This is a genomic window from Arthrobacter silvisoli (assembly GCF_003369445.1).
GTDB classification, from domain to species: Bacteria; Actinomycetota; Actinomycetes; order Actinomycetales; family Micrococcaceae; genus Arthrobacter; species Arthrobacter silvisoli.
In genome coordinates this window covers 1-12,831 of the sequence record NZ_QRCU01000065.1, presented here as the reverse complement: position 1 = coordinate 12,831, position 12,831 = coordinate 1, and the positions used below count along the sequence as shown (strand labels likewise).

Sequence of the window (12,831 nt, the reverse complement as noted above, 5' to 3'; positions counted from 1 at the left end):
CGGCTCCCGGAACGCCGCAAAGGCCGTGGCCCCTCCCGCCCGGAGGGGCCACGGCCTTCTGCGTCTTGAGGATCAGCCGAGGGTGGCGAGCAGCTCCCGCATTTCCTTGATCTCGGCCTGCTGCGCGGTGACGATGGCGTTCGCCAGCTTCACGGCGGCGTGGTCCTTGCCGTTTGCCGCCTGGTCCTTGGCCATGGTGACGGCGCCTTCATGGTGGGCGATCATCTGCGTGAGGAACATCCTGGCCGCTTCCTTTCCCTGGGCAGCGTCCAGCTTGGCCAGTTCCTCCTCGCTGAGCATGCCTTCCATGGAGTGGCCGGCATGTCCGGATGACATTTCCACCGGTTCGTTCCAGGCCTTGAGCCAGGCGGTCATGCTGGCGATCTCGGGGCCCTGGGCGCCCTTGATCCTTTGTGCCAGGGTGGTCACGGACTGCGGGACGTCCTTCTTGCCGAGCATGCTTTCGCTCATGTCGAGGGCCTGCTGGTGGTGGACGATCATCGCCTGCGCAAAGCCGGTGTCCGCCTCGTTGTGCGCGGCCGAGGTGGGCTGGCTCTGCTGGTGCGTCCCGCCCTCCTGCGCGCTGCCCGCCGGGGTGCTGTTTCCCGTGCCGCCGGCGCACGCGGTGAGGGTGAGTCCGGCGGCGAGCAGCACGGCGGCGGCCGCGGCTCGCGGTGTGGTGAAGGTGTCAAGAATGGTCATTGGATGGTCCTTGTCTGCGGTTGTGCTGTTGCGGGCTCGTGCTGCGGTGGCCGCCCTTGGGCAGCCTGCCGAGGCGGCTCAGCACCGGCTGATGCACAACTCATGCAAGGAGGGACTGCGGGGATCGGCGAGCACGCCGCCTGTGGCGCCTATCCGCATGGCCGGCAAGGCTGCCGGAAGCACCAGGGGTGAGGCGCCCGGGGCATCCAGCGTCAGGGTGCTCGGCATCGGAACGCAGGGCGGATACATCTTGGAAGCCACGGGGCACGGCGCGGAGCAGTCGCAGCCGTGGGCGTCCGTAGCGTGTGGCTGATCCAGGGAGGCGGCATCCGCCATCGCGTCCATGGCCACGGCCGTGTGCCCGGCATGCGGGCCGTTGAGCACGTGCATGCCCAGGAATCCGGTGAGCACCGCGGCCACGGTGAGCAGCAACGCCAGCCTGGCGGCACATGTCCGCATGCTTGCTCCTCCCCGCTCGTTCCGCACGACGTTCACGATACCCCTAGGGGGTATGGTTCGCAATGACGGAAGTCCCGGACAGCGGCTGCCGTCCGGGACTTCCGGTCTGGTGATCTTGCGGACCTAGGCGCTCTTGCCGAAGTAGTCGGCGCCGCCGACGTACTCGGTGTGGCCGCTTTCGACGTCGGCGGTCACCATCTTGGCCACCTCTGCCGCGAACTCTTCCACGGAGTACAGCTTGCCGGCTTCCGCGCGGCGGGCCTCGATGGCACCCGGGTTGGAGCGGTCGAGGAGCGTCGCGGTGACGGTGCCTTCGATCATGTCGCCGGAGACCACCACGAGGGAGATGCCCTTCTCTTCGAGGCTCGGCAGCAGTTCGCGCAGCGCCAGCTCACCGGCGCGCTTGCTGCGGGCCACCGGCTCGTATTCCGGCATGGTGGGGACAGTGTCGATGAAGTGGGCCTGGTGGCTGGTCACGAAGACCACGCGGGAGCCTTCAGGCATCAGGGGGACGGCAGCGTTCAGCATGTTCAACTGGGCGTCGCGGTTGAGCTTGAGCGCGTAGCCCTCCTCCATGCCCGATTCCATGCCGCCCGAGGCGTTGAGGACCAGGATGTCGAGGGAACCGAACTGCTCCATGGCAGCGCTGGCCAGTGCCTGCACGCCCTCCACCGTGGTCAGGTCGGCTCCCACGGCCACGGCGCGGCCGCCGGCTTCCTGGATTTCGCTGACGACCTTGTTGGCCCGCGGCGCCTTCTGGCGGTAGTTCACGACGACGGCGGCACCCTCGCCAGCGAGGATCTTGGCAACCTCGGCGCCGATGCCCCGGGACGATCCGGTGACGATTGCGGTCTTGTTATCGAGCAGTCCCATGCGGGCTCCTTTTGTTCATGACGTCCAAAACAGTACGGGTCCGGTATCCATCATGCCAGCGCGGTGCCGTTTTCCCGTTGTGGGCATTCCACAAAAGCTCGGCACGGAACCGCGGCAACAGGACCGGTGGGGGAAACGGAAGGCTCCGCTTAGTGGCCCATGCCCAGGCCGCCGTCGACCGGGATGACGGCGCCGGAGATGTAGGCGGCCTCGTCGCTGGCGATCCAGCGGACCACGTTGGCCACCTCGGTGGCTTCTGCGAAACGGCCGGCCGGGATGCTCGCCAGGTAGCTCTTCTGGGTTTCCTCAGGGAGTTCGGCTGTCATGTCGGTGTTGATGAAGCCCGGTGCCACCACGTTAGCGGTGATGCCGCGGCTGCCGAGTTCGCGGGTCAGGGAGCGGGCGATGCCCACGAGGCCTGCCTTGGATGCGGAGTAGTTGATCTGCCCGGGTGCGCCGTACAGGCCGGATACCGAGGAGATGAGCACCACGCGGCCCTTGCGCAGGCGGATCATGCCCTTGGAAGCCCGCTTGATCGCGCGGAACGCGCCGGTGAGGTTCGTGTCCAGCACGGAGGTGAAGTCGTCTTCGCTCATCCGCAGCAGGAGGGTGTCCTTGGTGATGCCGGCGTTGGCGACGAGCACTTCCACCGGGCCGTGGGCGGCTTCGACTTCCTTGAACGCGGCGTCGAGGGAAGCTTCGTCGGTCACGTCGGCACGGACACCGAGGATGCCCTCGGGAAGCGGGGACTCGCTGCGGTAGGTCACGGCGACCTTGTCTCCGTTGGCAAGGAACGCTTCGGCGATGGCCAGGCCGATTCCGCGGTTGCCACCGGTAATAAGTACGCTCCGGCCGTTTGCTGTTTCAGACATGCTCTGTGCTCCGTGATCCCGCGGCAGGAAGCTGCCGCATTGTGAAGAAGGTTGTTTTCCCGGATCGATCTTAGCCGCGGCCCGGCGCCCCTGCGGAAAAGGCATACCGGCCGACGGCGGACGTGGCGGCCGCGCCGTCCGGTGCAATTCGGGGCCGGCTGCGTGCGTTTTGGGGGCGGTTTGGGTGCCAAGTGCCGTGGTGAGAGAATTGAAGGGAGCATTTTGGAGCGTGGTGAACAAGCTGTGACAAGACATGACCGCCCCCTGGACCGGGGAGCCGGAAACCCGGTGCCGGATTCTGCGTACCCGGAAGTCCACAGCATCACCGACGCCGCGGCCGCCCATTCGGAAGACATGCGCGAGCGGATGATCAAGTATGCACTGGCCATGGGCATCCGCATGGTGTGCATCATCCTGATCTTCGTGGTGGACGGCTGGTTCAAGCTCGTTGCCGTTGCCGGAGCGGTCCTGTTGCCGTGGATCGCGGTGGTCATCGCCAACGGCAGCGACAAGGCCGAAGTGCACAGTGACGCCCTGCTCGACTACGTTCCCGCGGCGGAACTCGAAGGCGCGGACCGGGCGCAGGAAACAGGCACAGCAGAGGAAACGGAGACAGGGCAGCCGATGACCATCCTGGAAGGCGAAATCGTCGACGACAACGATGCCACTGACGCCGGTGGCAGGCCCGACGACAGCCGCGGGCAGGCGGCGCAGTGAGCCTGCTTTTCCCCGGTTCCCCCGCGGCGGGCCCCGAAGGCGCTCCCGCCATCTGTTCCCGCAAGGCCTGCCGGGCCGAGGCAAGCTGGCAGCTGCTGTGGAACAACCCGCGCATCCACGCCCCGGAACGCCGGAAGGTCTGGCTGTCCTGCACCGAGCACCGCGGCTGGCTGGAGGACTACCTGCAGACCCGCGGACTCTGGAAGGAAACCATCCCCTTCACCCCGGAGACTGCCCTGGAAACACCAGGCCCGGCACAGGACGGGGCCCGCTGAATGTACCGCTTCCTTTTCTCCAGCAAGTGGCTGGGCTACTTTGTGCTGGCGCTGATCTTCGCCATCGGCTGCGTCCTTCTGGGCCGTTGGCAGATGGACCGGCGCGCCGAAACGCTCGCCGAGATCAACCGCGTGGTCAGCAACTACTCGGCCGCACCGATCCCGTTCAGCGCGGCAAAGGCCGAGTTCCAGGCCCTGGACCCGGAAAAGGAGTGGACCCAGGTTGAACTCCACGGCCGTTACGACGTGGCCGGCCAGCGTGTGGTGCGCAACCGCCCGCTCAACGGCCAGCCGGGGTACGAAGTGGTGGTTCCCTTCCGTCTCGACAGCGGGGACGCCGTCGTCGTGGACCGCGGCTGGCTGCCCATCGGCAATAGGACGCCCGGCCGCCCGGACAGCATCCCGGCCCCGCCCGCCGGCGAGGTGACCGTCGTCGTGCGCTTGAAGCCGGGCGAAGCGAAACTGGATCGCGGCGCTGTCGAGGGCCAGCTCGCATCCATCGAGCTTCGCGGCTTCGCCGCCGAACTCCCCTACCCCCTGCTGACGGGCGCCTACGGACAGCTGGCGAGCGAAAACCCGGCACCGGCGTCGATGCCGCTCGCCTTCCCCAAACCCGAAACGGATGAAGGCACGCACCTGTCCTACTCCCTGCAATGGTTTGCTTTCGGTCTGCTCATGTTCGTGGGCTTCGGCTACGCTGCCCGGCAGCAGGCCCGCAATGCCCGGATCGACGCCGAAGACGAGGACGACGATTTCGGCGCGGCCGCCCGGGTCAAGGGCGCCCGTTCGAAACCTGCCCGCACGTCCAAGCGCCGCACGTCCGAAGAAGAGGAAGACGCGATTCTCGATGCCCAAGGCTACTGACGCACACTCCGCAGGATCCCCGGAAGCCGTGGACAACGTCAGGAACGCGCTCCTGGCCGCCGGACTGCCGGACACAATGCAGCTCTTCAGCACGGGTGTCCCGACGGCTGCGGCTGCAGCGGAACAGCTGGGCTGCAGCGTCGCCGCGATCGCGAACAGCCTGGTCTTCGAGCTCGACGGCGGACCCCTCCTGATCCTTGCCAGCGGCGCCGCACGGGTGGACACCTCGCTCGTGGCGGCCCAGTTGGGCGGCGGAAAACTCCGCCGGGCCAGCCCGGACTTCGTTTTCGAGCACACGGGCCAGGAAGTGGGCGGCGTGGCCCCGCTCGGGCACCCGCGGCGTATCCGGACCGTCCTGGACGAATCCCTCGAGGAGCATCCGTTGCTGTGGGCCGGCGGCGGCGACCACTCCTCGATGTTCTCGATCAGCTACCACGATCTTGCCCGGATCACCGGCGCCGAACCGCTGCGGGTGCGCTGAGCCCAAGTAGCTCGCAGCTACTGCCGTTTTGAGAGATCAACACCGGTATCAACTGCCAGTCAGTTGGGTGATCAGGCCAGGGTGATGAGGTCCAGGTAGTCGGAGTTCCAGAGATCCTCGACGCCGTCCGGCAGCAGCACCACGCGCTCCGGGTTCAACGCTTCCACGGCACCTTCGTCGTGGCTGACCAGCACGACGGCGCCGGTGTAGTTGCGCAGGGCGCCCAGGATTTCGGCGCGGCTGGCGGGGTCGAGGTTGTTGGTCGGTTCGTCCAGCAGGAGGACGTTCGCGCTGGAGGCCACGATGGTGGCCAGGGCCAGGCGGGTCTTCTCACCGCCGGAAAGCACGCCTGCCGGCTTGTCCACGTCGTCGCCGGAAAACAGGAACGAACCGAGGATGCCACGCACCTCCGCGTCCTTCATGTCCGGCGCGGCCGAGCGCATGTTCTCCAGCACGGTCCGGTCATGGTCCAGGGTTTCGTGTTCCTGGGCGTAGTAGCCCACCTTCAGGCCGTGACCCGGAATGATGTCCCCGGTGTCGGGCTTGTCCACGCCCGCCAGCATCCGCAGCAGGGTGGTCTTGCCGGCACCGTTGAGGCCCAGGATGACCACCTTGGAGCCTCGGTCGATGGCCAGGTCCACATCGGTGAAGATTTCCAGCGAACCATAGGACTTGCTCAGGCCCTCGGCCGTGAGCGGGGTCTTGCCGCACGGCGCGGGTTCCGGGAAGCGCAGTGCCGCCACGCGGTCCTGTTCGCGCACGGCTTCCAGTCCGCTGAGGAGCCGCTCGGCACGTTTGGCCATGTTCTGCGCGGCGACGGCCTTGGTGGCCTTGGCGCGCATCTTGTTGGCCTGGTCCAGCAGCACCTGGGCCTTCTTCTCGGCGTTGGCACGTTCGCGCTTGCGGGCACGCTCGTCGGTTTCGCGCTGCTGCAGGTACCGTTTCCAGCCCATGTTGTAGTAGTCGATCTGCGCCCGGTTGGCGTCCAGGTGGTAGACCTTGTTCACCGTGGCTTCGAGGAGCTCCACGTCGTGGCTGATGACGATCAGCCCGCCCTGGTGGCTCTTCAGGAAGTCCCGGAGCCAGGAGATCGAATCGGCGTCGAGGTGGTTGGTGGGTTCGTCCAGGAGCAGGGTCTCGGCATCCGAGTACAGGATCCGGGCAAGTTCCACGCGGCGGCGCTGGCCGCCGGAGAGGGTTTTCAGGGGCTGGTTGAGGATGCGCTCCGGCAGTGCCAGGTTCGAGGAGATGGCCGCGGCCTCGGCCTCGGCTGCGTAGCCGCCGCCGGCCAGGAACTCGGCTTCCAGGCGGTCGTAGCGGGCCATGGCCTTGCGCTGCACGGCCGCGTCTTCGCTGGACATCTCGGCCTGGGCCTTCTTCAGCTTGCCGACGACGATGTCCAGGCCGCGGGCGGACAGGATGCGGTCGCGGGCGAGCTGTTCCATGTCAGGAGTGCGGGGGTCCTGCGGCAGGTAGCCGATTTCGCCGCTGCGGGTCACCTTGCCCGCGGCGGGCAGCCCTTCACCGGCGAGGACCCGGGTGAGGGTGGTCTTGCCGGCGCCGTTGCGGCCCACCAGCCCGATCTTGTCCCCCCTGTCCACCCTGAAGTTGACCTGGTCCATCAGCAGGCGGGCGCCGGCGCGGAGTTCGAGTTCCTGGACGGTGATCAATTCTTCGGATGCCTTTCAACGGGGACGCCGCGGCACATCGAAGCTGCCGGCGGCGGGGAGGACCGCGAACGCGGCCTGTCCAAGTCTACCGGGCCGGCCGGGGGCAGCCGCGCACGTGGAACCGGCCCATGCCCGCCTGACGGTTGACGCGCAGCCTGGCAATTTGTGCGCAGCCTGACAAAGCGGCGGCGGGCGGCTTGTCCGAAGCCTCCAAAAACGGCGCTGCCCCGCACAACTACCCTCGAAACAGGGAAACCCGCCCACCCGCACCAGGCCTTAACCGACAGGACCGCAATGAGCCAGAACAGCACCGCCACCCGCCCGCAGGCACGCAAGCAATGGACCGCCACCGACCTTGGGCTGATCGCCGTCTTCGCCGCGCTCGTGGCGGCCTCCGCCTTCGTCCCCGGTGTCCCGGTGGGCGCACTCGGTGTGCCGATCACCATCCAGATGCTCATCATCATGCTCACCGGCCTGGCGCTGGGCGCCGGGCGCGGCTTCGCCGCCGTCGGGCTGTACGTGCTCCTCGGCCTGGCCGGACTGCCGATCTTCAGCGGCGGGCGCAGCGGCCTGGGCATCCTGGCGGGACCGTCCGCCGGTTACATCATCGCCTTCCCGCTGGCAGCCGCCGCCACCGGCTGGCTGGCCGCCGTCGTCATCCGCAGGACCGTCAAGTACCGCGCCGTGTTCTTCTTCGCCGCCGCGATGGCGAGCAGCATCGTGCTGGTCCATGGGCTCGGCGTCCTGGGCATGATGGTCAACGGCAAGCTGGACTTCGGCAAGGCATTCCTCGCCGACCTGGTCTACTACCCGGGGGATATCATCAAGAACGTCCTGGCCGCGGTCATCGCAGTGTCGCTGCACAAGGCATTCCCGGACCTGCTGGTCCGCCGCGTCAAGTAGCGCCGGCCGGGCCACCCGCCAGCAAAGCAAGGACAGCATGATTGAGCTGAGGGACGTTTCAGTCCGCGTCATTGTGGACGGCCAGGATGCGCCGAAGACGCTCCTCGACGGCATCGACCTGGACCTCACCGAGCGCCGCATCGGGGTGATCGGCGCCAACGGTTCGGGGAAGTCCACCCTGCTGCGGCTGCTCAACGGGCTCGTGCTGCCCAGCGAAGGTTCCGTGCGGGTCAACGGTGCCGGCACCCTGGAGCACGTGCGCAAGGTCCGCAGCCAGGTGGGTTTCGTCTTCACCGATCCGCTGTCCCAGCTGGTGATGCCCACAGGCCGCGAAGACGTGGAGCTGTCCCTGCGCCGCACTGTGAAGAGCGCTGCCGGGCGTGCCGCCCGTGCCGAAGCGGTGCTCGACCGTTTCGGCCTGTTGCACCTGGCCGACCAGAGCATCTATGAGCTCTCCGGCGGCGAGCGGCAGTTGCTCTCCTTGGCCGCCGTGCTGGCGGTCGACCCCACGGTGCTCGTCCTGGATGAGCCGTCCACCCTGCTGGACCTGCGCAACAGGGAACTGCTCCGCCACACCGTGGCCGGCCTGCCGCAGCAGGTGGTCATGTCCACGCACGACCTCGAGCTGGTCCTCGACATGGACCGCGTCCTGGTGGTGGACAACACGCGGATCGTGTTCGACGGCGGCCCGGCAGCCGCCGTCGAACATTACCGGGCGCTGTGCGCGGCCTCCTTCGAGGACGTTCCGTGAGGGGCCACGGCTTCCTCCTGGCCAATCACGTCCCGGGTAACTCCCTGCTCCACCGGGCTCCGTTGTGGGCGAAATTCGTGCTCGTGGCAGGGTGCGGGGCTGCATCCTTCCTGATCGTCGACTGGCTGGCCTCCGCCGTCGTGTTCGCGGTGATGTGCGGGCTGTTCCTGCTCAGTGGCGCAGGCGTGCGGCGATTGCTCAGGGCGCTGTGGCTCATGGCGCCCGTACTCCTGTTCATCGGCCTGTTCCAGTGGTGGCAGCTCGGCGGCCCGACCGCCGCCCGGATCGTCCTGAACGTGCTCGTGTGCGTCGTGGCGGCATCGGTGCTGACCGCCACCACCCCCGTCCAGGACCTGCTCGACGGCGTCGCGGGGCTCGCCCGCCCGTTCCGGCGCTTCGGGGCCGATCCGGAGCGCTTCGCCCTGACCATCGCCGTGATGCTGCGCAGCATTCCTTTCATTGCGGGCACTTTCGCCGACGTGCGCGACTCGGCCCGCGCCCGGGGGCTGGAACGTAACCCGCGGGCCCTCGTGCTGCCGGTGTTCATCTCCACCGTCGCCTACGCCCGGCAGACCGGCGACGCCCTCGCCGCCCGTGGGCTGGGCGACGCCGACGACGCCATCGACGACGCGGAGCCGGAAGCTACAACCGCAGGTACTTGAACAGTGCCGCCGTGCCCATGCCGCCGGCGATGCTGATCATGGCCAGCGCCAGCGGATCCGCTCCGGCGGCTTCCTTCGCTGGCGTCGACTTGGCCAAAGCCCGCGCCTGCGCCAGCAGCCGGGTAACGAGCACGGCACCAGAGGCGCCGTAGCCATGCCCCAGGGCAAGGGCTCCGCCGTCGAGGTTGGCCCGTTCCGGATCGAACCCCAGCACGTCGAGGCAGGCGATCGCCTGGGCGGCGAACGCTTCATTGAATTCGAGGAGGTCCACATCCGTGGCCCGGGTGGCGTGGCGTTCGAGCAGCCGGGCCGCCGCGGCCGCCGCGCCGACGCCCAGGAGTTCGGGATCGACGCCGGCGGTCTCGCTGCCGAGCACCAAGAGCGCGTCAGGGACGCCAAGTGCGCGGGCGCGGCGCAGCGAGGTGATGACGACGGCGGAGGCGGCGTCGGCGTCGAAGCAGGAGTTCCCGGCGGTGACCGTCCCTTCAGGAACGAACGCGGCAGGGAAGCGTTTGAGCACCGCGGCGCTGAGCGCACGGCGGGGGCCGTCGTCGGACGCCACTGTTGTCCCATCGACAGCGAGCGGCAGGATTTCACCGGCGAAGTTGCCGGCCTCCCTGGCCGCGATCGCGCGCCGGTGGCTGCGCAAGGCAAAGTCGTCCTGGCGTTCCCGGCTGATCCCGTACGCGCGTGCCACGTTCTCGGCCGCGACCCCCATGTCGGGGTCGCCGAACCGAGCCGGCACGAAGCGGGCCCGGGTGTAAAACTCAGGAGCCTCCTCCGGGGTGCGGCCGGGGTAGGCGCGCAGTGGGGCCGTACTGATGCTCTCCACCCCGCCGGCCAGGTAGATCCCGTCACCGCCGGCGGCGAGCAGGCGGGATGCCAGCACGATCGCGTCCAGGCCGGAGCCGCATTGCCGGTCGACCACCATGCCCGGCACGCTGACGGGCAGGCCAGCCAGCAGGGCGGCATGGCGCGCCAGGTTTCCGCCGCCGCCCACCGCGTTGCCGATCACGACGTCGCTGACCTGCTCCCCCGCTACGCCCGTGGTGTCCACCAGGAAGCGCAGCACGGGAGCCAGGAGCTCTTCGGCGCGCAGGGACCTCAGCTGTCCGCCGGCCCGGCAGACGGGGGTGCGGAGGGCCGCGATGATGACCGGCTGCAGTTCCGGGTCGGCCTCAGCCAAGGACACGGGCCCGCGGGTCATTGTCCGTGATCCACTCCAGGAGTACCCGGCGGCTGACCTTGCCCCGGTCCGTGACCGGAAGTTCCGTGAGCAGGTAGTACTGCAGGGGCCGCTTCTCCCGGGCGAGCAGCCCGTCCAGTCCGGTGCGGATCTGCGTGGCTGTGACAGCTCCGAAGGCCGGCAGGATTCCAGCGACCACGCGCTGGCCGCGCAGTTCGTCCGGCATGCCCGCGGCGACCGCCGCGGAGACGCCCGGGACCGCGGCCAGGGCCAGCTCCACCTCGTGCGGATACACGTTCCGCCCCGCGGAGAGGATCATGTCCGAACGGCGGCCCAGGATGTGCAGCACGCCGTCCTTGAGGTACCCCTGGTCCCCCACGGTGAACCAGTCTCCGAAGGAGCGCAGCGCGTGCCCGTCGTCGCCCCAGAGATAGCCGTTGGAAATCATGCCGCTGCGCACGCAGATGTTGCCGTGGGCGCCTGCGGCAACTTCCCCGCCGGAATCGTCCCGGACGGAGAGTTCGACGCCGGGGAACGGTCCGCCAATGCCGGTACCGCCGGCGTCGAGCGGCTGCCCCGCGGCGAGGCAGGTGCCGGAGACGAAGCTGAGTTCGGAGGCTCCGTAGTACTCGAGGATCGCGGCGTTCGGGGCCCAGCGCCGCGCCGCCTCAAGCGTGCGGGCGTCGAGTTTGGAACCGGCGCAGATGATGCTGCGGATCCCCGAGGCATCCACACCGCCGGCCAGCCCGCGTTCGCTGAGCAGCCGCAACACGGTGGGGGTGAGCACCAGCCGGGTAACGCCGTCGTGCGTGATCGCCGCGTGGGCGTCGCCGACGTCGAAATGCTCCAGGGTGTGGAAGGCGGCCCCGGCGTAGAGGCACTCGGACAAGGCATACAGGTTCAGGCTCGCTGCCAGGGGGCCGGGCGCCAGTGTGACATCGTCCTGGTCCAGGGCGAAGAACTTCACGGACGCCTCGAAGGAGAGCTGCCAGGACCGGCGCGAGCGGGTGAAGGCCTTCGGCACCGAGGTGGTGCCGGAGGTCAGGCCCACCAGGAACTCTGACTCCGGAGGACCGTCCAGCAGCTCGCAGGCGTCGGGCCCTGCGGGCGTTCCACCGGGGCCGATCCGCCGGGACACCTCCTCGATCAGGGACGCCGGCCAGAGCGGGTCAAGCACGGCACAGCGCCGCTCGCCCGCGACGGCGGCGGCGAAGGACACCACGAACTGCAGCGAGTTCGCCTCCGCCAGCACCGTCGTGGCAGGGGTCTCGACGAGCCGCAGCGCCGCATCATCGCGCAGCTGCGCCCAGGTCAGCCGCTTCCCGCCCACAGCGACGGCGGTATCGTCGGGACGGTCCTCGGCCCAGAGCTGAAGCTTGTTCAGGAAAGGCACCAAAGCATCTTAGCTTCCCCGGCCCCTTGCCCGCCCTCCATGACGCCCTATGGTTGGCACTATGAGTTTCAATGACGGAGCAGAGCTGGATCCCGGCCAGGTGCAGGACCGCCGCGGGGCAGGCCGGGGAGTGAAGATCGGCGGCGGTATCGGTGGAGGCATCATCGCCCTGATCCTCGTGTTGCTGGGGGTCAACCCGCAGGTCCTCGAAGGCATCACCGGAAGCGGACAACCGCCCGCTGCCGGACCCGGCAGCACGCAGTCCGGAGGCACCCGGGAGTGCCGTACGGGTGCAGACGCGGACAGGCGCCTGGATTGCCGCATCCTCGGCACCGTCAACAGCCTCAACAGCTTTTGGCCGGCATACCTCGCCGACTACCAGGTGAAATACCCGCGCCCGCAGGCCGTGATCTTCAGCCAGGCCACCTCCACCGGTTGCGGGACGGCCACCAGCGACGTGGGCCCGTTCTACTGCCCTGCGGACCGCACGGCGTATTTCGACCCCGGATTCTTCCAGGAACTGGTGGACCGCTTCGGTTCCTCCGGAGGTCCGCTCGCCCAGGAATACGTGGTGGCGCACGAATTCGGGCACCACGTGCAGAACCTGCTCGGCGACCTGGGCCGGGCCCAGGAGGACCCGCAGGGTCCGCAGTCCGGCGCCGTCCGGGTGGAGCTGCAGGCCGACTGCTACGCCGGGCTGTGGGCGCGGCACGCGAGCACAGCCAAGGACCCGGACACGGGACAGCCCTACCTCGAACCGCTCACCAAGCAGGACCTGGCCGATGCCCTGTCCGCCGCGCAAGCCGTCGGCGATGACCGCATCCAGAAGGCCGCCACCGGCCGGGTCTCCCCCGAAGCCTGGACCCACGGTTCAAGCGCCCAGCGGCAAAAATGGTTCAGCCAGGGTTACACCACCGGCGACATCACCAAGTGCGACACCTTCGCGGTCGCCCGGCCGTAGCCGGCCGCTTGAAACGGCCGACGGCGGCGGGTCGCCTTCCAATGGAAGGTGACCCGCCGCCG

Annotated in this window: 15 protein-coding genes; 8 read left to right on the top strand and 7 right to left on the bottom strand. The window is 68.6% G+C overall.

Annotated features, from left to right (window positions below):
• Positions 1-72: 72 nt before the first annotated feature.
• The 4 genes from DWV11_RS15145 to DWV11_RS15130 form a co-directional block, all read right to left on the bottom strand.
• Positions 73-702 carry a DUF305 domain-containing protein gene (locus DWV11_RS15145; RefSeq protein WP_115789753.1) on the bottom strand — a complete coding sequence of 210 codons (630 nt, stop codon included), beginning with the start codon at positions 700-702 and terminating at the stop codon, positions 73-75.
• A gap of 78 nt (positions 703-780) precedes the next feature.
• Entirely contained in the window at positions 781-1,161 is a 381-nt protein-coding gene (locus DWV11_RS15140) for a DUF6153 family protein (RefSeq protein WP_136017917.1), read from the bottom strand.
• 123 nt (positions 1,162-1,284) lie between these two features.
• Positions 1,285-2,034 carry an SDR family oxidoreductase gene (locus DWV11_RS15135; protein WP_115789751.1) on the bottom strand — a complete coding sequence of 250 codons (750 nt, stop codon included), beginning with the start codon at positions 2,032-2,034 and terminating at the stop codon, positions 1,285-1,287.
• 149 nt (positions 2,035-2,183) lie between these two features.
• Positions 2,184-2,906, bottom strand: coding sequence for a beta-ketoacyl-ACP reductase (locus DWV11_RS15130; protein WP_115789750.1), 723 nt, complete (start codon positions 2,904-2,906; stop codon positions 2,184-2,186).
• Between the two features lie 222 nt (positions 2,907-3,128).
• Here DWV11_RS15130 and DWV11_RS15125 point away from each other — a divergent pair, with 222 nt between their 5' ends.
• Genes DWV11_RS15125 through DWV11_RS15110 form a run of 4 tightly spaced genes read left to right on the top strand, consistent with a single transcriptional unit; the run spans position 3,129 to position 5,243 of the window.
• Positions 3,129-3,623, top strand: coding sequence for a DUF3099 domain-containing protein (locus tag DWV11_RS15125; RefSeq protein ID WP_115789749.1), 495 nt, complete (start codon positions 3,129-3,131; stop codon positions 3,621-3,623).
• Positions 3,620-3,898, top strand: a complete 279-nt coding sequence (locus DWV11_RS15120; RefSeq protein WP_115789748.1) for a hypothetical protein — start codon at positions 3,620-3,622, stop codon at positions 3,896-3,898. The genes DWV11_RS15125 and DWV11_RS15120 overlap by 4 nt, the downstream gene beginning before the upstream one ends.
• On the top strand, positions 3,899-4,762 hold the full coding sequence (locus DWV11_RS15115; RefSeq protein WP_115789747.1) for an SURF1 family cytochrome oxidase biogenesis protein: 864 nt from the start codon (positions 3,899-3,901) through the stop codon (positions 4,760-4,762). It begins immediately after the preceding gene.
• Positions 4,746-5,243, top strand: coding sequence for a YbaK/EbsC family protein (locus DWV11_RS15110; RefSeq protein WP_115789746.1), 498 nt, complete (start codon positions 4,746-4,748; stop codon positions 5,241-5,243). Before DWV11_RS15115 ends, DWV11_RS15110 begins: the two co-directional genes overlap by 17 nt.
• 71 nt (positions 5,244-5,314) lie before the next feature.
• Here the strand turns inward: DWV11_RS15110 and DWV11_RS15105 are convergent, their stop codons facing one another.
• The gene (locus DWV11_RS15105; RefSeq protein ID WP_115789745.1) at positions 5,315-6,913 is read right to left on the bottom strand and encodes an ABC-F family ATP-binding cassette domain-containing protein; all 1,599 of its coding nucleotides are present in this window, start codon (positions 6,911-6,913) and stop codon (positions 5,315-5,317) included.
• Between the two features lie 294 nt (positions 6,914-7,207).
• Between DWV11_RS15105 and DWV11_RS15100 the strand changes: the two genes are divergently transcribed.
• From DWV11_RS15100 to DWV11_RS15090, 3 genes are read left to right on the top strand one after another with little or no spacing between them, the layout of a single operon-like run.
• A complete protein-coding gene (locus tag DWV11_RS15100; protein WP_115789744.1) occupies positions 7,208-7,816 on the top strand; it encodes a biotin transporter BioY in 609 nt (202 codons plus the stop codon).
• Between the two features lie 37 nt (positions 7,817-7,853).
• Entirely contained in the window at positions 7,854-8,567 is a 714-nt protein-coding gene (locus tag DWV11_RS15095) for an energy-coupling factor ABC transporter ATP-binding protein (RefSeq protein WP_115789743.1), read from the top strand.
• Entirely contained in the window at positions 8,564-9,229 is a 666-nt protein-coding gene (locus DWV11_RS15090; protein WP_115789742.1) for an energy-coupling factor transporter transmembrane component T family protein, read from the top strand. Before DWV11_RS15095 ends, DWV11_RS15090 begins: the two co-directional genes overlap by 4 nt.
• Here the strand turns inward: DWV11_RS15090 and DWV11_RS15085 are convergent.
• Positions 9,210-10,436: a thiolase family protein gene (locus DWV11_RS15085; RefSeq protein WP_115789741.1), complete on the bottom strand. Its 1,227-nt coding sequence runs from the start codon at positions 10,434-10,436 to the stop codon at positions 9,210-9,212. The genes DWV11_RS15090 and DWV11_RS15085 overlap by 20 nt on opposite strands.
• Positions 10,408-11,808 carry a class I adenylate-forming enzyme family protein gene (locus tag DWV11_RS15080; protein WP_115789765.1) on the bottom strand — a complete coding sequence of 467 codons (1,401 nt, stop codon included), beginning with the start codon at positions 11,806-11,808 and terminating at the stop codon, positions 10,408-10,410. Before DWV11_RS15080 ends, DWV11_RS15085 begins: the two co-directional genes overlap by 29 nt.
• A 61-nt stretch (positions 11,809-11,869) precedes the next feature.
• Between DWV11_RS15080 and ypfJ the strand changes: the two genes are divergently transcribed.
• Positions 11,870-12,769: a KPN_02809 family neutral zinc metallopeptidase gene (gene ypfJ, locus DWV11_RS15075; protein WP_115789740.1), complete on the top strand. Its 900-nt coding sequence runs from the start codon at positions 11,870-11,872 to the stop codon at positions 12,767-12,769.
• Positions 12,770-12,831 lie beyond the last annotated feature (62 nt).

Coding starts and splice junctions, on each gene's coding strand:
- DWV11_RS15145 (WP_115789753.1), bottom strand. CDS start 702: ATGACCATTCTTGACACCTTCACCACACCGCGAGCCGCGGCCGCCGCC.
- DWV11_RS15140 (WP_136017917.1), bottom strand. CDS start 1,161: ATGCGGACATGTGCCGCCAGGCTGGCGTTGCTGCTCACCGTGGCCGCG.
- DWV11_RS15135 (WP_115789751.1), bottom strand. CDS start 2,034: ATGGGACTGCTCGATAACAAGACCGCAATCGTCACCGGATCGTCCCGG.
- DWV11_RS15130 (WP_115789750.1), bottom strand. CDS start 2,906: ATGTCTGAAACAGCAAACGGCCGGAGCGTACTTATTACCGGTGGCAAC.
- DWV11_RS15115 (WP_115789747.1), top strand. CDS start 3,899: ATGTACCGCTTCCTTTTCTCCAGCAAGTGGCTGGGCTACTTTGTGCTG.
- DWV11_RS15110 (WP_115789746.1), top strand. CDS start 4,746: ATGCCCAAGGCTACTGACGCACACTCCGCAGGATCCCCGGAAGCCGTG.
- DWV11_RS15100 (WP_115789744.1), top strand. CDS start 7,208: ATGAGCCAGAACAGCACCGCCACCCGCCCGCAGGCACGCAAGCAATGG.
- DWV11_RS15095 (WP_115789743.1), top strand. CDS start 7,854: ATGATTGAGCTGAGGGACGTTTCAGTCCGCGTCATTGTGGACGGCCAG.
- DWV11_RS15085 (WP_115789741.1), bottom strand. CDS start 10,436: ATGACCCGCGGGCCCGTGTCCTTGGCTGAGGCCGACCCGGAACTGCAG.
- ypfJ (WP_115789740.1), top strand. CDS start 11,870: ATGAGTTTCAATGACGGAGCAGAGCTGGATCCCGGCCAGGTGCAGGAC.